16 protein-coding genes are annotated in these 20,338 nt (G+C 52.0%); 11 read left to right on the forward strand and 5 right to left on the reverse strand.

What is annotated here, in order from left to right; genetic code table 11:
* Window position 1 precedes the first annotated feature (1 nt).
* From otnK to HA51_RS13880, 4 genes are all read left to right on the forward strand, one after another.
* Window positions 2-1,261 (forward strand): 3-oxo-tetronate kinase, encoded by a 1,260-nt coding sequence (gene otnK / locus HA51_RS13865; RefSeq protein WP_084935121.1) that lies wholly within the window; start codon window positions 2-4, stop codon window positions 1,259-1,261.
* Window positions 1,258-1,884 (forward strand): 3-oxo-tetronate 4-phosphate decarboxylase, encoded by a 627-nt coding sequence (otnC, locus tag HA51_RS13870; RefSeq protein ID WP_084935122.1) that lies wholly within the window; start codon window positions 1,258-1,260, stop codon window positions 1,882-1,884. Before otnK ends, otnC begins: the two co-directional genes overlap by 4 nt.
* The gene (locus HA51_RS13875) at window positions 1,884-2,663 is read left to right on the forward strand and encodes an HPr family phosphocarrier protein (RefSeq protein ID WP_084935124.1); all 780 of its coding nucleotides are present in this window, start codon (window positions 1,884-1,886) and stop codon (window positions 2,661-2,663) included. Before otnC ends, HA51_RS13875 begins: the two co-directional genes overlap by 1 nt.
* Before the next feature lie 233 nt (window positions 2,664-2,896).
* The gene (locus HA51_RS13880; RefSeq protein ID WP_084935127.1) at window positions 2,897-4,249 is read left to right on the forward strand and encodes a GntP family transporter; all 1,353 of its coding nucleotides are present in this window, start codon (window positions 2,897-2,899) and stop codon (window positions 4,247-4,249) included.
* Window positions 4,250-4,304: 55 nt separating this feature from the next.
* On the opposite strand, the gene sbcB is transcribed toward HA51_RS13880, so the two are convergent.
* The 3 genes from sbcB to HA51_RS13895 form a co-directional block, all read right to left on the reverse strand.
* Complete coding sequence (gene sbcB, locus HA51_RS13885; RefSeq protein ID WP_084935130.1) at window positions 4,305-5,732, reverse strand: exodeoxyribonuclease I; 1,428 nt, start codon at window positions 5,730-5,732, stop codon at window positions 4,305-4,307.
* Between the two features lie 1,279 nt (window positions 5,733-7,011).
* Entirely contained in the window at window positions 7,012-8,127 is a 1,116-nt protein-coding gene (locus tag HA51_RS13890) for an acyltransferase family protein (RefSeq protein WP_084935135.1), read from the reverse strand.
* Between the two features lie 481 nt (window positions 8,128-8,608).
* On the reverse strand, window positions 8,609-9,130 hold the full coding sequence (locus HA51_RS13895) for a GNAT family N-acetyltransferase (RefSeq protein WP_084935136.1): 522 nt from the start codon (window positions 9,128-9,130) through the stop codon (window positions 8,609-8,611).
* Window positions 9,131-9,415: 285 nt separating this feature from the next.
* On the opposite strand from HA51_RS13895, the gene dacD reads away from it, so the two are divergent.
* From dacD to tmaR, 4 genes are all read left to right on the forward strand, one after another.
* Window positions 9,416-10,582, forward strand: a complete 1,167-nt coding sequence (gene dacD / locus HA51_RS13900; RefSeq protein ID WP_211282941.1) for a serine-type D-Ala-D-Ala carboxypeptidase DacD — start codon at window positions 9,416-9,418, stop codon at window positions 10,580-10,582.
* 87 nt (window positions 10,583-10,669) lie between these two features.
* Entirely contained in the window at window positions 10,670-11,134 is a 465-nt protein-coding gene (locus HA51_RS13905; protein WP_084935140.1) for a GyrI-like domain-containing protein, read from the forward strand.
* A 159-nt stretch (window positions 11,135-11,293) separates the two neighbouring features.
* A complete protein-coding gene (locus tag HA51_RS13910) occupies window positions 11,294-12,352 on the forward strand; it encodes an FUSC family protein (RefSeq protein WP_084935143.1) in 1,059 nt (352 codons plus the stop codon).
* 161 nt (window positions 12,353-12,513) lie between these two features.
* A complete protein-coding gene (gene tmaR, locus HA51_RS13915) occupies window positions 12,514-12,834 on the forward strand; it encodes a PTS system regulator TmaR (protein ID WP_034824689.1) in 321 nt (106 codons plus the stop codon).
* A gap of 102 nt (window positions 12,835-12,936) precedes the next feature.
* Here the strand turns inward: tmaR and HA51_RS13920 are convergent, their stop codons facing one another.
* The gene (locus HA51_RS13920; RefSeq protein WP_084935145.1) at window positions 12,937-14,004 is read right to left on the reverse strand and encodes a LacI family DNA-binding transcriptional regulator; all 1,068 of its coding nucleotides are present in this window, start codon (window positions 14,002-14,004) and stop codon (window positions 12,937-12,939) included.
* A 99-nt stretch (window positions 14,005-14,103) separates the two neighbouring features.
* On the opposite strand from HA51_RS13920, the gene HA51_RS13925 reads away from it, so the two are divergent.
* Complete coding sequence (locus HA51_RS13925; RefSeq protein WP_084935147.1) at window positions 14,104-14,871, forward strand: YdcF family protein; 768 nt, start codon at window positions 14,104-14,106, stop codon at window positions 14,869-14,871.
* Window positions 14,872-15,150: 279 nt separating this feature from the next.
* On the opposite strand, the gene HA51_RS13930 is transcribed toward HA51_RS13925, so the two are convergent.
* Window positions 15,151-16,068: a ketopantoate reductase family protein gene (locus tag HA51_RS13930; RefSeq protein WP_084935150.1), complete on the reverse strand. Its 918-nt coding sequence runs from the start codon at window positions 16,066-16,068 to the stop codon at window positions 15,151-15,153.
* 213 nt (window positions 16,069-16,281) lie between these two features.
* Here HA51_RS13930 and fusA point away from each other — a divergent pair, with 213 nt between their 5' ends.
* Together fusA and HA51_RS13940 are read left to right on the forward strand one after the other, a co-directional pair.
* Complete coding sequence (gene fusA, locus HA51_RS13935; protein WP_084935153.1) at window positions 16,282-18,381, forward strand: elongation factor G; 2,100 nt, start codon at window positions 16,282-16,284, stop codon at window positions 18,379-18,381.
* A 245-nt stretch (window positions 18,382-18,626) separates the two neighbouring features.
* Window positions 18,627-20,240 carry an ABC transporter substrate-binding protein gene (locus HA51_RS13940; protein WP_084935155.1) on the forward strand — a complete coding sequence of 538 codons (1,614 nt, stop codon included), beginning with the start codon at window positions 18,627-18,629 and terminating at the stop codon, window positions 20,238-20,240.
* The last annotated feature ends 98 nt before the right edge of the window (window positions 20,241-20,338 follow it).

A 20,338-nucleotide genomic window follows, 5' to 3' on the forward strand; every position in this document is an offset into this window, starting at 1 on the left:
CATGCGTTTAGGCGTGATTGCTGACGACTTCACCGGTGCAACGGATATCGCCAGCTTCCTGGTGCAGAACGGTCTGCCCACTATTCAGTTCAATGGCGTGCCAGCAAGCCATGATGAGCTGAGCGCGCAGGCGATTGTGATCAGCCTGAAGTCACGCTCTTGCCCGGCGCAGCAGGCGATCGACCAGTCTCTGGCGGCGCTGGAATGGCTACAACAGCAGGGCTGCGACCGTTTTTACTTCAAATATTGCTCCACATTTGACAGTACGGAACACGGCAACATCGGCCCAGTAACCGATGCGTTGCTGGCGGCGTTAGGCGAAACGCAAACGGTGATTTCGCCGTCACTGCCCGTTAACGGCCGTACTGTGTATCAGGGCTATCTGTTTGTCGCCGACCAGCTGCTGTCGGAATCGGGTATGCGCCATCATCCGGTCACACCCATGACCGATAGCAATCTGGTGCGTTTAATGACGCGCCAGGCCACAGGGCAGGCGGCGGTGATCAACGCTGTGCAGCTGGATAAAGGCGCGGATGCGGTGCGTGAACAGCTGGCTGTGCTGAAAGCGCAGGGCATCAACTATGTGGTGCTGGATGCGCTCAACGAGCAGCATCTGCTGACCCAAGGCGAAGCCTTGAAAGAAACGGTGCTGGTCACCGGCGGTTCCGGCCTGGCGATTGGTATTGCGCGCGCTTGGGCTACCCAGCAGCAGAACAGCGATGCCGAACAAGCCGGGCGCCCACAAGGCGAGCGTGCGGTGGTGATTTCTGGCTCTTGTTCGCAGATGACCAATCGCCAGGTGCAGGCCTATCGCCAGCAGGCTCCTTCCCATGAAGTACTGGTGGAGCGCTGTCTCGACAATGCCGATGCGTATGCGCAAGAGCTGTGCGACTGGGTTGCGGCGAATAACCAGCAACCGCTGGCACCGCTGCTGTTTGCCACTGCAGATGCACAGCAATTACAGGCAATCCAGCAGCAGTATGGCGCTGCACGCAGCAGTGAAGCGGTTGAGCACTTGTTTGCCGCCGTGACGCGTGAGTTGAAATCACGTGGCTGGCAGCGCTTTATCGTCGCGGGTGGCGAAACCTCTGGTGTGGTGGCACAAAGCCTGGGTGTGACGGCGTTCCACATTGGCCCGATGATCTCGCCGGGTGTGCCGTGGGTGCGAGACATCCATCAGCCGCTGTCGCTGGCCTTGAAATCGGGCAACTTTGGTGACGAACAATTCTTTGCCCGCGCACAGACGGAGTTTTCAGCATGACCGAACAGCAAGCACGCGAAGAGATGGTGCACCTTGGCGCCTCTTTCTTCCAGCGCGGTTACGCCACCGGCTCAGCAGGTAATCTGTCGCTGCTGTTAGAAGATGGCAATCTGCTGGCGACGCCAACCGGTTCCTGTCTGGGTGAATTACAGGCTGACCGTCTGTCAAAAGTGACGATGCAAGGCGAGTGGATTTCAGGTGACAAGCCTTCGAAAGAAGTGGCTTTTCACCGCGCGCTTTATCTCAACAATCCCGCCTGTAAAGCGGTGGTGCACCTGCACAGCCATTATTTGACGGCGCTCTCGTGTCTTAACGATCTCGACAGTGAAAACTGCATTCGCCCCTTCACGCCGTACGTAGTGATGCGCGTGGGTGATGTGCCGGTGGTGCCGTATTACAAACCGGGTGATGACCGCCTGGCTGAAGATCTCGCACAGCTCGCGCCACGTTACAACGCGTTCCTGCTGGCCAATCACGGTCCGGTGGTGGTGGGTAAATCACTGCGTGAAGCCGCCAATAACACTGAAGAACTGGAAGAGACCGCGCGTCTGATGTTCACGCTCGGCGACCGCTCGATTCGTTATCTCACCGATAGCGAAGTGGCGGAATTGAGGAATTACTGATGCCTAAGTTTGCTGCCAATTTATCCACGCAGTTCGGCGAACTGCCGTTTATTGAACGTTTCGCCGCAGCCGCCAACGCCGGTTTCCGTGCCGTTGAGTTCCTGTTTCCATATGACTATCCAGCAGAAGTGATCAAAGCCGAGCTGGAGAATCATCAACTGGAGTTGGTGTTGTTCAACACGGCTGCCGGGAACGTGCAGGCGGGAGAGTGGGGCGTGTCGGCGATTCCGGGACGTGAAGCAGAGGCGCGTGACGATATCGATCGGGCGCTGGAATATGCTTTAGCACTGGGCTGCCCTCAGGTGCATGTGATGGCGGCAACGGTGCCAAACGGTGTCGATCAGGCGGCGTATGAAGAGACGTTTGTGCGTAATATGCATTACGCCTCAGAGCGCTTTGCGCCTCACGGCATCCGCTTGTTACTGGAAGCACTCAATCCGGTGACTAAACCAAATTATCTCTATTCCAGTCAGTATCAGACGCTGGCGATGATGGAGCGTATTGACCGTCCAAACGTGTTTACGCAGTTGGATCTGTTTCACGCACAACTGGTGGACGGCAACCTCAGCCACCTGATCCGCGAGTACGCCGGACGTTATCGTCATATCCAGATCGCCTCCGCGCCGCATCGTCACGAACCTGATGAAGGCGAGATCAACTATCCGTACCTGTTTAACCTGCTGGATGAAGTGGGCTACGACGGTTGGGTAGGCTGCGAGTACTTCCCGCGCGGTCGCACCGAAGCGGGTCTCGGCTGGTTCGCACCGTACGCGAAATAACCTTTGTTGTACCGACCTGCGCAGGGCTTTTACGCCCTGTGCGGGCGAAGTCTTACCTGAATTCATAAAACACTAAAAATATACCCAAGTACCCCAAAAAATCCGAGTTGTAGATAGGCGGCAAGCGGGTGATTCGCCAGGAGCTTACATCAGTCAGTGGCGGGGGCGAATCCACGTAGCCAACGCGTCTACCGCTCGAAGTATGACGGGGGCAATAGAATTAGAGGTTTATCATGTCTACCGCACTACTGCTCGCGATTGCGACAGCCAGCATTGTGATATTGCTGCTGCTGGTGATTAAAGCCAAAGTCCATCCGTTTGTTGCTTTACTGATTGTCAGTCTGATCGTCGCCATCAGTACCGGTATTCCGGCTGATAAGATCATGGAAACCATCTTCAGCGGCATGGGCAACCTGCTCGGCCACATCACCATTATTATCGTGTTGGGGGCGATGCTCGGTGCAGTGATTGAAGCATCGGGCGGTGCGGAATCGCTGGCGCAGCGTTTCAGTAAGTCGCTCGGTATCAAACGCACCGTTGCGGCACTGACCATGGCGGCGTTTATCCTCGGTATTCCGGTGTTCTTCGAGGTCGGCTTTATCATTGTGATCCCGCTGATTTACGGTTTCACCAAAGTCGCGCGCGTCTCACCGCTGAAATTTGGCTTGCCGATGGCGGGCGTGATGTTAACCGTGCATGTGGCGTTACCGACGCACCCAGGCGCTGCCGCGGCTGCCGGTATTCTGCATACCGATATGGGCTGGTTGATGATGCTGGGTATTCTGATCTCGATTCCTGTTGGCATTGTTGGTTATTACGTCGCAAAAGCGATGAACCTGCGTCAGTATCACCTCTCAGTGGATGTGCTTGAGCAGTTGCAGCTGGCAAAACCTGAAGGCACGCCGAAAAGTGAAGTGCCACCGCCGGGTGCCATGACCATCGCGGGCCTGATTGTGGTGCCGATTGTGTTGATCGTGCTGGGTACGCTGGCGCATTCGATGTTGGCAGAAGGTAGCGTGCTGCGTAATGTGATGACGGTGATTGGTAATCCACCGATTGCCTTGCTGATCGCGCTGGCACTGGCAGCGTGGTTCCTCGGCGTGCGTCGTGGCTGGAGCAAAGAGAAGCTGGAAGACTTAACGGGACGCGCTATCCCAAGCTCAGCCAGCGTGATTCTGGTGGCGGGTGCAGGCGGTGCGTTTGGTAAAGTGCTGGTGGAATCTGGCGTAGGGAAAGCGCTGGCGGTAACGCTGGAAACTCTGCATCTGCCACTGGTGCCTGCCGCCTTTATTCTGTCGCTGGCGCTGCGTGCGTCTCAGGGGTCTGCCACGGTGGCGATTCTGACGACCAGCGGCTTGTTGAGCCAGGCGGTGGGCGATGTGACCGATATGCAGCGTGTGTTGGTGACGCTGGCGGCATGCTTCGGTGGATTGGGCTTGTCACATGTCAACGATGCCGGTTTCTGGGTGGTAACGCGCTATCTGGGATTGTCAGTCGCCGATGGCCTGAAGACCTGGACCGTGTTAACCACGCTGATGGGCTTAAGCGGCTTTGCGCTAACCTGGCTGGTGTGGGGCATGATTTAAATCATATTGCGCCGTTACGGATGTTGTAGCGGCGCAATTTATTGCGCGATAGCGTCTAAGACACCAACTCCTGCGCGTACAAATACAGCGCTTTCAGCTGTGCCATCTTCTCCGCGTTACCCTCATGCAAACTCGCTAGCGACTCCAGCTCTAACAGGAACGCCTGCACGCGGTCGGCATTGAGCGCTTCGCGGCGATGCTGCAACCAGCGCTGCTGTTCTTGATCATCCAGCGTGCCAGGAAAATTGCGCGCACGATAGCGGAACAACAGCTTCATGATGCGTTTATCGTCGAAGGTCAAATCCAGCGCCGGTAAATTTTGTGGCGGCGTCTGGCGTACAATGTTCATTGCCGCGCGGTCGGCATCGCTAAAGAAACCGTTATACAGCTGAGCATCCACATCCTCCGAAGGCTTAAACGGCTCCGCTTCGGCAAATAGCGCCACGGCTTTTTCACGCACTTCCGCGTGTTGACGCAGCAGTGCGAGGTTCGCCAGACAGCGCTGGCGATCAATATTCAGCCGCTCGGCATCTTCTGGACGCAAGGTATTGGCGGGTGCTAACACCGGGCACTTATTGATATGCACCAGCTTAATCGGCACCGCCGCGCGGTCGCCTAATTCACTCTGCTTGGTATAAAGCCGCTCGCGCAGTTCATCCGCATCCAGATCCAGCAGTGGCTGCATATCGCCCGCTAAATCCACCACGATCAACGCATTGCGATTGTCCGGATGCCATGCCACTGGCACCACCCAGCTGGTGTTGCCGCGCGCTGCACCGAACATGCCCGAGACGTGCACCAGTGGCTTCATCTGCGGGATATCAATCAGGTTCATCAGTTTCTGTTTATTGCGATGGCTAAACAGAAACTCGAACAGTTTTGGCTGCTTCTCTTTAACCAGTTTCGCCATCGCTAGCGTGGCATACACATCTGACATCGCATCGTGCGCCTGCTCATGCGCGACGCCGTTAGCCTTGGTGAGATGCTCCAGCTTAAAGCTAGGGAAACCGTCATCATTCTCCGGCCAGACGATGCCTTCGGGACGCAGAGCGTAGCAGGCACGCATCACATCCAACAGATCCCAGCGCGAATTGCCGTTCTGCCAGCTCCAGCCGTAGGGATCGAAGAAGTTGCGGTAGAAGATATTGCGTGTCACTTCGTCATCAAAGCGCACGTTGTTGTAACCAATCACACAGGTTTGCGCTTCAGTGAACAAACCATGAATGCGCTCCGCAAACGCCGCTTCTGTCACACCGCGCGCTTTGGCAACCTGTGGTGTGATGCCAGTGATCATCACCGCTTCAGGCTGCGGCAAATAGTCATCGGCCGGCTGGCAATAAAACACCTGCGGTTCACCTACGGCATTGAAATCTTTATCGGTACGCAGCCCGGCAAACTGCGCCGGACGGTCCAGTGAGGGACTCTTGCCGAAGGTTTCGTAATCGTGAAAGAGAAAGGTAGGTTGTTCGGGATCGTTCTTCAAAGTTTATTTCCGTTCATTATTGTTCATTAACCCACTGAAAAAGAAGCATTAACCTCTAATCTCCCGCCTTTTAAAAACTGTATGTAATTACAGTTTTTCATTAATACTTAAGTTTGTAAATGTAATATGTCGTACGATATTTGTACTAAACCACTGTTTTGCTTTGTACTAATATAATTATGGCATTGAGTCGCATCAAATTCTGTTCCATACATGGTAAACCATATTTGGGCCCCGATGGGCATGGGGTTTATGCTTCTCAGAAAGGGGGGCATCCTTTAATGCGGTTAGCAATGGGAAGGCGATATGTTATTGAGGCTTACTGAATATAATCCGTTTTGATTATCATTATATAATCCTTATGCGGTCATCTACAGTCAAGCTCAGGCCTTCGAAATAGTTGAAGGCTTTGATCTGGCTTCCAGTCTTTATAGTTGCTGCCGAATAGTTTGCTGGTATTTGCTGGGGATAGGTGAAGGTGCGCATGGTGGTTGAAGGCTAATGAGACTTACGTTACCCTTGAAATCATATGCTTAGCTAGACGATGATTCGTATTTCGGGTTAATCCCAAGGATCATTTTTAATTCTAATTTAGCTTAATTTTTGTTTGATTGTTTGATTGTTTGATGTTCTTTTGATAAAAAATATCTAATTTTATTTCCATTCTGTTCAATTAAATCATACGAAACTTTTGATAGCAATGTCGTTAAAGGCAAAATACCACCTAAGCATACGAAATAAAAAATGAATACTCCCAAGTAAGGGTTTTAACTTTAGCAATTCTTGCCCAATGATATAGATGATGTTTGCATGAATTAGATAAATAGAGTGATTTATTTCACCCATGGATTTAGTGAGGTTATATGCAATTATTTGGGGGGCTAGATGCACCAAGTGCGAATAATGCGTACAAAAAAGTACATAAAGTGCTTCGGTCGCCAAGTAAATGATAACAAATTATTTTGTGTGCAATGCGCAGGAGAAATATAATTGGTAATATTATAAATATTACATTAATCAGTGTGGTTGGCATTTTGAACGCCTCGTATTTTTTGTCAGCATGCTATAGAACAATCCCAATAATAAAGTGGGGTAAATGATGTAATATGCTGATTGTGTATAATGAGAACGCTAAGTGCTGCTATACCTCGGGAACGGTTTGTTTGGTAGAATGTCGATAGTTGCTTACAACTCAATAGAGTGGTGTCAATTTAGGCCTCACTGTGAAAAAGAAGAGTGAGGGTCTGATGCGCTTCATTATGTTTTCTCCATCTCACGGTTAAAGTGCAGGTGTGGCGTTAGGCGCTTTATTTAAATGTTTGATGACTACTCGACCCAATTTGTTCCCTGGTCTTTCAATATACTTATATGTTAACCATGAAATAGGTAGTATAGCTATCATGCAAATTGCAATGTCAATCAGGTAAGAGATGATTCCACCTTGAAAATTACTGGCAGACCATGCGAAAACTGGAGACAAAAGATAAATTATAGTGGAGTGGCAAAGATAAATAGAATAGCTAATTGTTCCGAGCTTTCTTGTAATCGGATTGACAATTACTTTGGCGGAGGTTATGGATAATCCAATTAGTAGCATTGAGTAAATCAGGGATTGCACCGTCGTCAGGTCACCAAAAGCATAAAAGCTTATCCCCCCGTACACCATACCAATGTAAGAGCAAAGACTTAAGGATATAAGAAAATACCCAATTCCCAAATTGTGGGCTTTATTATGTACTATAAGATTATAAACATGATATGCGATTACGCCTACGATGAAATTTGGAAGGTGGTGTATGATGCTAATCTGGTAATAAATTGATGCTTCATCTTGATTTTGAATGTGCTGCCCAACAAAACTCTGCCAAGCCATCCTTACACATAAGCTAGCAAGAAAGAAGGCAGATGCCTTTCCAATATTGTCTAATAATTTAAATAATAATGGGAACATAACATAAAACAGCATTTCTACACCGATAGTCCAACTGGCCCAAACGAAACCTTGTTCACTTCCTGGTATTAAATTGAAAATAAAAAGACAGCTTTTCAAAACATCTTCAAACGAGTGCCAGACACCAAAAATAACTATATCTCTAACGAAAGTAATTACAATAAAGAAATAAAAAAGAGGGGCAATCCTGAAAAATCTGCGAATAAAATAGTTAAGCGTGGGCGTAAGCTCATGTGAACTTCTTTGTTCCATGGAAAGGCACAGTGTAAAAGCACTCAAAACGAAGAACAGCATCACACCAGTGCCACCTGCATTCGTAATAGGAGAAAGCCAGGATGGAACATTTACTGAAGACGTAGAAAGGTGAGGTAAATGGTAGAGAACCACGTAAAAAGCAGCGATGCCTCGTAAAGCATCTATGAAATCAAAGTGCCTGGTTTGCATATGGGACTCGTTAGCGTCATACCTTGCTCTAATCTTACAATGCGTTGGCCTTTTTAGGAACCATCCTATTAATGATATTTTTTAAATTGCGACCGGCAACCATCTTTTCAAATAACTAATTGTTATAAAAGAAGTTTTATAGATCTGAGTCAAAGTGCGGTAATTAAAGCATAATGCTAAAAGTGTGAGTGCCTTTCACCAGAGTGGTGAATAAGTCAAGGGAAAAAACTAAAGCGTGAGCAAGATCGGAATCAAATGTAAATGTAAGATGCTAATTCCCCACAGAAATGTTCCGAGCAAAAATGACTGGATTGTTGCGGCCTCCCGTAATCGTGAAACAAAAGGGTGAACTCAGAGGCGGGAACGGCGGTATCCTGGCAATAGAAAATCAACGCACAGAATTGTCGTGTGCAGCAGGCAGCACAACCTTGTTTGCCAATGCTGCGGGCAGGCGCGCAGCATTTGTCCGCAGTTGCGCCTGTTACATCTGTACGACTATCCCATCAGGTATAAATTTTGCGTATTTTGTTAGAGAAAGGCTGATGTTTTCTTCTGAAATTTCGTAGAAATACTCATAATCACTTTCTTTAACAATCCTCGCGCCAAATCTTTCGTGGAATTTAGAAACAGAATGATTGCCTTTGGTTACCGTAAAATGCGCTGACTTCAGACCTAAAGTACGAGCAAATAGATAAATGATTAATGCAGATTCAATGGCATAAGAATTACTTACTCCATCTATGATTATCCATGAGCCCCAGCAAAATGAATTCTCATGTTGGTCGTAGAGCCTGACAGTTCCCACCTTTTGCTCATTATCTCTAATGATGAAATAAGCCTGGCTCTCATCCTGAGCATAAACAGCTAGCCAATGTTTTTGCTTATCGATATCGCTGTCGACTTTGGATATAAAACGTGATTTTTTCTCATCGATTCTTAATTGCAGAATAAATTCAGCGTCATCTTCAGTCGCATCGGTAAAAGTAAGTTTGTTACCAATGATTTTTTTGCCTTTCTAATACTTACATCGGTAGCGATTTTAGACATTGTACAACTCCGATAATCGACTTAAATTTTGACCATCCAATGGCAAGGGGATGAGAAGCATGATTATTTATATCATACTTCAACCCCAATTTTTACTCTTAACCACCCGATAGCAAGTGAGATTCACCGCGCAGTTTTTGTCCGCAGTTCATACTTTTTTTCAATTTATTCAAATATCAAAGCGCTAATTGCCGTAAAACGTGCGGCGGTAAATTCATTTTTTTGATTTGAGGAAGAAGTGTTGAAAAGGCGTCTGCTGGTAACTGTATCTGGAATGATTGTTTGGGCATCACTGGCACACGCTGACGACAGCATGCCATTCCCAATGACGCCTCCGTCGATTGATGCGGCTTCATGGGTGCTGATGGACGCCACCACGGGCCAAATCCTCACCGCCGGTAATCCCGATGAAGAGCGTAACCCGGCCAGCCTTACCAAGCTGATGACCGGCTACGTGGTGGATCGCGCGGTTGATCAGAAAAAAATCACCCGTGATGACGTAGTCACCGTGGGTAAAGATGCCTGGGCCGCGGGTAATCCGGTGTTCAAAGGCTCCTCACTGATGTTCCTGAAGCCCGGTGACAAAGTCACGGTACGCGATCTGATGCGTGGCGTGATCATCGACTCCGGCAACGATGCCTGCGTGGCGCTAGCAGACTACGTGGCGGGCAGCCAAGACAGCTTCGTCAATATGATGAACAACTATGTGCAGAAGCTCGGTCTGACGCATACCCACTTCGAAACCGTTCACGGCCTGGATGCACCAGGTCAGCACACCACCGCACGTGATTTGGCGGTGCTGTCGCGCGCCATCATCAACGGTGAGCAGGATTTCTACGCCATGTATGCGGAGAAAACCCTGAGCTGGAACGGCATCACGCAAAATAACCGTAACGGTTTGTTATGGGATCAAAACCTTCACGTGGATGGCATGAAAACAGGCCATACTGAAACGGCAGGTTTCAACATTATCGCGTCAAACATCGTTGGTCGTCATCGCCTGATCGCGGTGATCATGGGCGGTAAGAGTTCGAAAGGGCGTGAAGAGCAGGCGCGTAAGCTGCTGGTATGGGGTCAGAACAATTTTGACACCGTCCAACTGTTCCACGCGGGCAAGAAAATCGGTACCGAAAACGTGTGGTACGGTAATCCGCATAAAGTGGATGTCGGCACTACCCAGGATATCTTCTTGTCACTGCCGCGCACCGAAGTCTCTAACGTGATGGCAAAATATGTCATCGAGCGTAAAGACCTGGAAGCACCACTGAAAGCAGGTGAGCAGGTGGGTGAGATTCAGGTGATGGACAAAGATAAGCAGTTGGCGAGCTATCCGCTGTATGCCCTACAAGCGGTGGATAAAGCGGGCATCATCACGCGTATCACTGACTACGTGAAACAGAAACTGTAATCCGCAGCGGATTGCTGAGCCACTCCCGTCGATAGTCTAACGCGGGAGTGGTACGCTGGCTTTCTGCTGCAGACAGGAGGCAAAAGTATGAAAGCATCAATCGTAGAGCGTAATCCACAGTGCTGGCTGGGCTATCATCTGCAAGGGCCATGGCAGGAAACGGTGCCACACGGTTTCAATCAGTTAAAAAGCTGGGTGGAGCAGCACGGCATTGAAGGCGAGTGGTTGGCGATTTATTACGGCAATCCAGAAGTCTTACCGCCGGAAGAACTGCGCGTCGAAACGGTGATTACCGCTCCCACTGATGCGGTGCCTTCCTATGGTGACGATATTGAGCAGGGTTTACTGCCCGGCGGCCAATATTTTCACGCTCGCATTGAAGTGATGAACAACGATTTCTTCGCCGCCTGGCGCAGTTTGTTTGACCATCTTAAAGCTCAAGGCGGCTGGCAGGTGGATAATCGTCCATGCTTTGAACACTACCTTTCCGACGGTTCCGATAGCGGCGATTGGCTGGTGGATATGTACATTCCGGTCCGCGCAGCCGATTAATATCACCAGTGCGTTACATCGATGTTTATATTGAGAAAATTAGATGTAACGCACTTGTTGCTTCTTAAAAAAAGAGCAGAAAAAGTGCGGTGAAGCACTCAATGTTCGCGGCGTGCCAGGGTAACATAGCGCGCAAATTTTTATCGTTCCCGGACCACCATGCTACGTGCTGACAAGCCAATTTCGTCGATTGAGTTCTGGTTCTACCGCCACTATCGCGCCGTGCATGGCGTGCGCATCGCTATTTCTTTTGTGCTTTGTTTTCTGTTTGTCCGTCTGACCGATATTCCTGAAGGTACGTGGCCGCTGATCACCTTAGTGGTGGTAATGGGACCGATCTCGACCTGGGGCAATGTCTTTCCTCGCGTGATTCAACGCATCAGCGGCACCTTTGCCGGGCTAGCCTCGGGATTGATTGCGCTCAAGCTGGAGCTGCTATCGCTGCCGATGATGCTGGCATGGTGCTTTGTGGTGATGATCATCTGCGGCTATCTGACGCTGGGAAAACATCCCTATATGGCGTTGCTGATTGGCATCACGCTGGGCGTCGTCGTCGGAGCACCCGCCGGTGATTTCACCGTGGCGCTGTGGCGCGGCGGTGATGTCATTCTCGGTTCGGTGATGGCGTTACTGTTCAGCGCCATTCTGGCACAACGTGCTTTTACGCACTGGCGTATTCAGCTATCAGATTCGTTTCGTGCCATGGCCAAATTGCATCACACCGGGTTCTCCGCCAATCTGCTGGAGAAACCGCGCCTTAACAAGCCGTTTCAAAAGCAGCTCACCACGGTAATCAAAATGCGATCTCTGCTGGAGCCTGCCAGTAAAGAGACGCGTATTCCTAAATCGGTGTTCGAAGCCATTCAGACCATCAATCGTAATATGGTTAACACCATGCAGATGCAGATTGACGCGTGGTGGTCATCACGTGAGAGCCACCTACTCCTGTTAAACGCGCCCACGCTGCGCCGCAGTCAGAAGATGACGGAAGATACCCTGAATGCATTGGCCACGCTGATGGTGAAAGGGGAGACAGAGCAAGTGATCGCCAACAGTCACGAATTGGAAGAGATCACGCAGGAACTCGAGCAGTTGATGGCTAACCGCAGCGGTCGCTTAGAGACCACGGCGATCTACGGCTACGTATGGTTGAGTCTGGAACAGGCACGTCAGCTGGAGCGTATTACCGACCTGGTTCGCCTGGCCTTGCGCAAATAGTTTTCTCAGGCAATGACTTAATGTGAATCACCCTTTCTTTGCGCTAAGATAAGTGCCAGTCCGAAATTAGCTGTGAAAATTGCTTTCACACTCAGTCAGCCGCTAAGCTGAGATGTATGACTATTCCGCCTGCCGCGGCAGGCCTTAAGAAAGGTGCCAACATGGAAAATGCCAAGCAATCATTTCAGGACGTGCTGGAGTTTGTGCGCATGTTTCGTCGTAAAAACAAACTGCAGCGCGAAATCGTGGATAACGAGAAGAAAGTCCGTGATAACCAGAAACGTGTGTTGCTGCTGGACAACCTGAGCGAGTACATCAAACCGGGCATGAGCGTTGAGGCGATTCAGGAAATCATTGCGTCAATGCGTGTGGACTATGAAGACCGTGTTGATGAGTACATCATCAAGAACGCTGATCTGTCGAAAGAGCGTCGCGAGCTGTCGAAGAAGTTGAAAGCGATGGGCGAGCCAAAGCCGCAGTAAACATTCTGGGACCGCAAGGTCCCACATTTTTTGCATCGTGGTGGGTTGCATCACGCATTTCCACCTGTTTCCTGCGCAATACCCTGTGGCGCTTCAGCAAGCTCAGACTTTCGGTTTTAACTTCCGCGCTAACGCCTGCAACTGCCCGGCAATTTCCGCCATATCTATCCCGTCTTGCATCGGCGCAGCCGTGGTTTCGCGTAATACCAGTTCAGTCTCCAGCGGCATTGGCTGCACAATCTCGCCGGCCAGTTCTGCCAGCAAGTGATCCACGCTTACCGCACCCAACAGCTGTAGATCCTGACGCACGGTGGTCAGCGGTGGCTGATACCACGCACTTTCGGCGGTATCGTCGTAGCCAATAATTGACATCTCGCCGGGAATCTTCACGCCATGCTGGTGCAGTGCACGCATTGCACCGAGCGCCATCTGATCGTTTGCCACCAACAGTGCCTGGGGTAAGCGATCTGGCAACAACTGCAATAATGCCTGATATCCGGATGCCGCACTCCAGTCACCGTTTAGCACGCATATCGGCTCCAGCTGATGGGCCGCCAATGCCTGCTGCCAGGCATGAAAGCGTGCCCGCGCCGAGGCCGAACTGGCTGGCCCATTCAGCACACCAATCTGACGATGACCCAGCGCGACAAGATGCTCCACCGCCTGCTGCGCACCCGATTCACTCTGATACTGGCACTGGGCGACAGTAGCATGCTGTTCAACATCCAGAAACAGCACAGGCTTGCTGCCGCACTGCTGCTGCACCTGCGCCGCCTGCTCTGCATCGAGCGGCAGATTGATCAGCAACGCATCCACGCGCTGTGCCAGCAACTCATTCACCGCATCCTGGGCGCTACCGGCGGCATTGGCCATGGCGATCACCAAATGGTAACCACATGCAGCGGCACGTTCATGGATCGCCGAGGCGATTTGCGCGGGTGCCATCAAGGCCAGATCGCTGGTCGCCAAACCCAGCGTGCGCGTGGCTTTGCCCGCCAGCTGCTGAGCCACACGGTTAGGCACGTAGTTAAGCTGCTGCATCGCCGCCTCAACTTTGGCACGGGTGCGCGGCGAAACCTGCACGGAATGGTTGAGCACACGGGAAACGGTTTGATAAGAAACCCCCGCCAGTTGGGCGACATCATCGAGGGTAACGGAACGCGCAGTCATAAACTCTCCTGAATCTGATAGCGGCGAGTGTAGCAAATTTTTCTCTGCTGTCGCGGAGTTAAGCCGCTACACTGCCAGTGTTAATGCGAGGAGAACGCGATGCAGCTTAATAGCCAACAGATTCAGGATATCAATACGCTGGCCGCCTGGCTGGCGCTTGACCATATGCCCGCTGACGGCACGCTGGAGGTCGATTTAGCGATTCTTGCCGGTCATGCGGTACTGCCCAATGTGGAGGGTGTGATTGCGCTGGCGAAAAAGTATCAATTGCCACTGTTGATCAGCGGCGGTATCGGCCATTCCACGGTGTTACTGGCGGAGATGATCGCTAATCATCCGCTCTATCGTCAGATTCTGACTCAAGGCAAAAGCGAGGCAGAGTTGCTGGGCGACATGGCGCGGGTGTTTGCTGCACTGCCAGACGATCAGTTGCTGATGGAAACCGCCTCACGCAACTGTGGTGAGAATGCCGCCTTCAGCCAAAAACTGCTGGATAAGCAGAAGTGGCAGCCGCAGCACGTGCTGCTGGTGCAAGATCCGCTGATGCAGCGCCGCACCTGGGAAACGTTCCGCTATCAGTGGCGCGACAGGGCAGATGCACCGGAATTTATCAGCTGGCCAGTGTTCGTCCCACAAGTAATGATGGATGCGGGCATGCTGCGCATCATCGGTGCACCGCCGCAGGGATTGTGGTCAATGGAGCGTTTTCTGTCACTGCTGATGGGCGAGATCCAGCGCCTGCGCGACGATGAAAATGGCTACGGCCCGCGCGGCGCAGGGTTCCTCGGGCATGTCGATATCCCGGATGAGGTGGAAGCAGGCTGGCAGCGATTGATGCTGCTGCCAGGTGTGCAGTCACGGCTTTGAACACCAGGTCACCATAAATGGTGACCCTACAAAACCCGTAGGGTGCGCATTTTGCATATCTGCCAACGTCCGATGCTGCTGCCACGCGTGCAGTCGCGGCTTTGAACACCAGGTCACCATAAATGGTTACCCTACAAAACCCACACGGTGCGCATTTTGTATCTCTGCCCAATCCCCCCCGTAGTGCGCATTTATGCGCACCTGGCAAAATTCCGCAGAGGTTCAATTGAAGCATTTATGCGCACCCGGCAAAATTCCGCAGAAGTTCAAATGACGCTTTTATGCGCTGCGGTTCTGCAAATACACCTGCAAATTCACATACACCGCATTCAGCAACGGCGTCACCACACCACTGCGCGCACCACGCACCAGCAGATCGCCAATCACCTGATCCGCCTCGATATCATAACCCTGGGTTAAATCGCGGTACATCGACGAGGTCATCGCCACCTGCGGATTATTCAACGTCTCATAAATTTTTGCCGTCACCGCTGGACGCTCCTGATAACCGTCCGCGCTGAGTACGGACAGCACCTCGGCGAAAATCCCCTGCAACAACGCTTCACCACCTTGAGAGCGCAACACCTGCTGCGTATTACCCCGCGCAATGCAGCACACCGCACCCAAGGTACTCAGCAGCAACCATTTCTCCCACAGCTCGCTGATAATGTTGTCGGCAAACACCGTATCAAACTGCGCTATCTTCAATGTCTCATCGACGCGCTGCAGACGCACATCATTGTGACCATCAAGCGCACCGTAGTAGAGAATATGCAGCGGGGTCATCTGCATGACTTCGCCTTGCTCACCCAACGTCGCATTGATTTTGCACAAGCCGCCAATCACCTTGTCACCAAAGCGCGCTCGCAGCGTATCGATATGGCGCATGCCGTTGAGGATCGGCATGATCAGCGTCTCTGGCCCTACAGCCGGTGCGATATCTGCAATAGCCTGATCCAGCCCGAAGCTTTTCACCGTCAGGATAATCAGATCAAACTGGCCTTCGAGCTTGCCGGTTTGCGCCAGCTGCGGCTGAATCACGTCCGTGCCGCCCGGCGTTTTCAGTACCAACCCCGTTTGCTGTAGCTGTTGAAAGCGGCGCTCGCGCACCAGAAAAGTCACATCACGTCCTGCTTGCGCCAGACGTGCACCGAAATACCCGCCGGTGGCACCGGCGCCGACAACCAGAATGCGCATGGTTAAATTTCCCGTTGAGAGTGAAGTCCTTACCATAAATCGCACAACGCAAGCTTGCCAGCCCGTAAATGCTGAATTCAATGCAAGATTTCCCCGATGGTTAGAAAAGGCTCAAACTGTTCGTATTTACTCGTACAATGGGTCTATGCTGTTGCGCAGCGGCGGGCAATGGTGCTCGCCTATTTATCCAGTCGAACAGACTAAGGACGCATCATGCCCCGACCCCTACCTATCGAACGTTATCGCAACATCGGCATCTCCGCGCACATCGATGCCGGTAAAACCACCACAACGGAGCGCATCCTGTTTTACACCGGGATGAGCCACAAGTTGGGTGAAGTGCACGATGGCGCGGCAACCACTGACTGGATGGCGCAGGAGCAGGAGCGTGGCATTACCATCACCTCGGCGGCAGTGAGCTGTTACTGGCCGGGCATGGATGGCAGTTTTACGCCGCACCGTATCAACATTATCGATACTCCCGGACACGTGGATTTCACTATCGAAGTCGAACGCTCGATGCGCGTGTTAGATGGTGCCGTCATGGTGTATGACGCCGTGGGTGGCGTACAACCGCAGTCAGAAACCGTGTGGCGTCAGGCCAACAAATATCACGTACCGCGCATTGCCTTCGTCAACAAGATGGATCGCCAGGGCGCGGACTTCTTCCGTGTGGTGCAGATGATGAAAGATCGCCTGCATGCCAACCCAGTGCCGATTGTGATTCCCATTGGTGCGGAAGAGCACTTCGCGGGCGTGGTGGATCTCAACAAGATGCGCGCCATCTATTGGGATGATGCCAGCCAGGGCATGACGTTTAGTTATGCGCCAATCCCTGATGAGCTGCAGGCGCTGGCCGCCGAATGGCGTGAGAACATGGTGGCCGCTGCGGCAGAAGCCAGTGAAGCGCTGATGGATCGCTATCTGGAGCAGGGCGACCTGAGCGAAGAAGAGGTGATCGCCGGATTGCGTCAGCGCACGCTGATTGGCGAGATCCAACCGATGCTGTGCGGTAGTGCTTTTAAAAACAAAGGCGTACAGCGCATGCTTGATGCGGTGATTGAGCTGATGCCTTCGCCACTGGACGTGCCGCCAGTTTCCGGTGTGAACGAAAAAGGCGAACACGATGAACGCCATGCTGATGACGATGAGCCGTTCTCAGCGCTGGCCTTCAAACTGATGAGCGATCCCTATGTGGGCCAACTCACCTTCGTGCGTGTCTATTCGGGTGTCTTACGCAAAGGCGACAGCGTGTGGAATGCGGTGAAAGGGCGCAAGGAGCGCATCGGGCGTATCGTGCAGATGCAGGCAAACGATCGCATCGAAATCGAAGAGATTCGTGCAGGTGATATTGCCGCCTGTGTCGGTTTAAAAGAGGTGACGACTGGCGAAACGCTGTGCGATCCGAATGCGGTGATCACACTGGAACGTATGGAGTTCCCGGACCCGGTGATTTCGCTATCGATTGAGCCGAAAACCAAGGCAGATCAGGAGAAAATGGGGCTGGCGTTGCAGCGCTTAGCCGCAGAAGATCCGTCATTCCGCTTGCACACCGATGAAGAGTCAGGGCAGACGATTATCTCCGGTATGGGTGAGTTGCATCTGGAGATCATCGTTGATCGTATGAAGCGGGAATTCGGTGTGGAAGCCAACATTGGTCGTCCACAGGTGACCTATCGTGAAACCATTCGTAAGACGGTTCACGATGTGGAAGGCAAGTTTGTGCGCCAGTCGGGCGGTAAAGGGCAGTATGGCCATGTAGTGCTGACGCTGGAACCGCAGGCAGCAGGTGCAGGATTTTCCTTTGAGGATGCCACCAAAGGCGGCGTGGTGCCGCGCGAGTTTATTCCTTCAGTGGAGAAGGGGATTCGTGAAGCGCTGAATTCCGGTGTACTGGCCGGTTATCCGGTGGTGGATCTTAAGGCCACACTGACCTTCGGTTCCTATCATGATGTCGACTCCTCGGAAATGGCCTTCCGCATGGCAGCGATTTTTGGCTTTAAAGCGGCCGCGAAACAAGCCGATCCGGCCATTCTGGAGCCGGTTATGCAGGTGGAAGTGGAAACGCCTGAGGAGTATGCCGGCAACGTAATGGGCGATCTGTCGTCGCGTCGCGGTTCGCTGCAAGGCATGGACGAGCGCTTTGGTGCACGCATTATTCGCGCTGAAGTGCCGTTGTCAGAGATGTTTGGCTACGCCACCACGCTGCGATCCATGTCGCAAGGCCGTGCGACCTACAGCATGGAATTTGCGCATTACGCCGAAGCCCCACGCAATGTGGCCGAGAGCATTATGGCAGCACGCGCGGAGTAATTTTTTGGGCGGCACGGATGCCGTATTAAAATATTGCGCGATAAATCGCGCCGCTACAAATACAAGTTTTATCCGTAGCGGTGCAATTTATTGCGCTTTTTTTTCGCCTTTAAATCATTTCATCACATCGATTGCCATAATTGTCGTTTTACTTTTATTTATCCGGATTTTAATAATTTAGCGGGAATTAAAAACAGGCCGGACTACGGCTATTCAAAATAACACCTGCTATCACCAAGGATAATATGAAAAAGAATTCTCTCGCTTTAGCGCTGGGCATTAGCCTGCTGGGAAGCGCATTCAGCGTTATTGCCGCCGATAAACCGGTCAGCGGCGGCAGCCTGACGGTGGGCGTGGAAACTGAACCCACTACGTTTAACCCGCAACTCAACGGGCAGGATAAAGCCGAAATCACCTTGCGTAACTTCTGGGAATCGTTGCTGGCGCGCCGTCCTGATGGCAGTTTTGTGCCCTGGCTGGCCGAGAGTTATCAGGCCAGCGAGGATGGCAAAACCTTCCGCTTTACGCTGCGCCGCGATGTGACCTTCTCCAACGGAGAAAAGTTGGATGCGAACGCGGTAGCAGAAAACTTCCGCCAAACCCAAGTGGCACAATACTGCGCCGGCACCAGTCTGTGCCTGATGGGATCGCATATCGACAAGATTGAAACGCCAGACGATCACACCGTGGTGATCACGCTGAAAGAGGTTTATTCGCCGTTCCTCTCTTTCGCCGCCGGGCTGCAAATCCTGTCTCCCTCCAGTTGGAAATCGTCGCAGCTGAAATCCGGCGGTCCAGAGATTGCGGGCACCGGGCCGTTTATTTTGCAAAGCTACGAGAAGGGCCAGCAGGTCACTTACGTCAAAAACCCGAAATACAATTGGGCACCCGCCACCGCGACGCATCAAGGTCCGGCGTATCTCGATCGCGTGACCTATCGCTTCTTGCCGGAATCGTCGGTGCGAACCGGCGCCTTACTCTCTGGCCAGGTGGATGCCATTGAGGGGATCTCCGGTAACGATGCCGGTGAATTCAAGGACAACAGCGATTTTACCTACCAACACGCGCTGAATACCGGCACGCCTTACTCGCTGTTCCTCAACGTCGAATACGGCCCGACGCATGATGTCAAAGTGCGCCAGGCGCTGCTGCAAGGGCTGGAGATCGACCCGCTGCTGAAGTCGGTATATCGCGGTGAACGCACGCGTGCGTGGGGCATTACCTCACCGATTGATCCGCTCTACAACAACGAGCTGGAAGGGAAATACGGTAATAACCCGGAAGCCGCTAACAAGTTGCTGGATGAGGCAGGTTGGCAAACCCGCGACAGCGAAGGCTTCCGCACTAAAAATGGCGAGCGCCTGCGCATTGAGCTGATTCAGGCCCAAGCCACAGTGCGTGACCAGCGTGACGTCTTGCTGCAAGCCATTCAGGCACAGGCGCGCCAGCGTTTGGGCATCGATCTTAAGCTCAACTATGTGGATTCCGGCACCTATGCGGACGTACGCAAGAGCGGCAAGTTCGGCACCATTGCTAACTCCAACACCCCGACCGATGGCGTGGATATTGAAAACCACTACCGGCCGATCGCGCAAGGTGGCGCGATTAACTACAGCCGCGTCAATGATGCCAATATCAATGCATTGCTGGATAAAGCCGCCGCCACATTGGATTTGAAACAGCGCCGCCAGTTCTACACTGAGTTGCAACAGCGTGCACTGCCGCAGTTAGCGTTGGCCGTTCCACTGTATGAGCCGGAAGATCAGCTCGCCACCGCCAGCTATGTGCACGGTTACGGATTCCGCAGTTACAAGCAGATGCCGGAGAGCGTTTACGACGTGTGGCTGAGCCAACATTAATTAATCATACCTAATCGTAGCGGCGCAATTTATCGCGCATATCTCCAGCAAGTTTATTGCTAATGGATGCGCAATAAATTGCGCCGCTACGCTGTGTC

It is taken from the genome of Pantoea rwandensis (genome assembly GCF_002095475.1).
Taxonomy (GTDB): domain Bacteria; phylum Pseudomonadota; class Gammaproteobacteria; order Enterobacterales; family Enterobacteriaceae; genus Pantoea; species Pantoea rwandensis.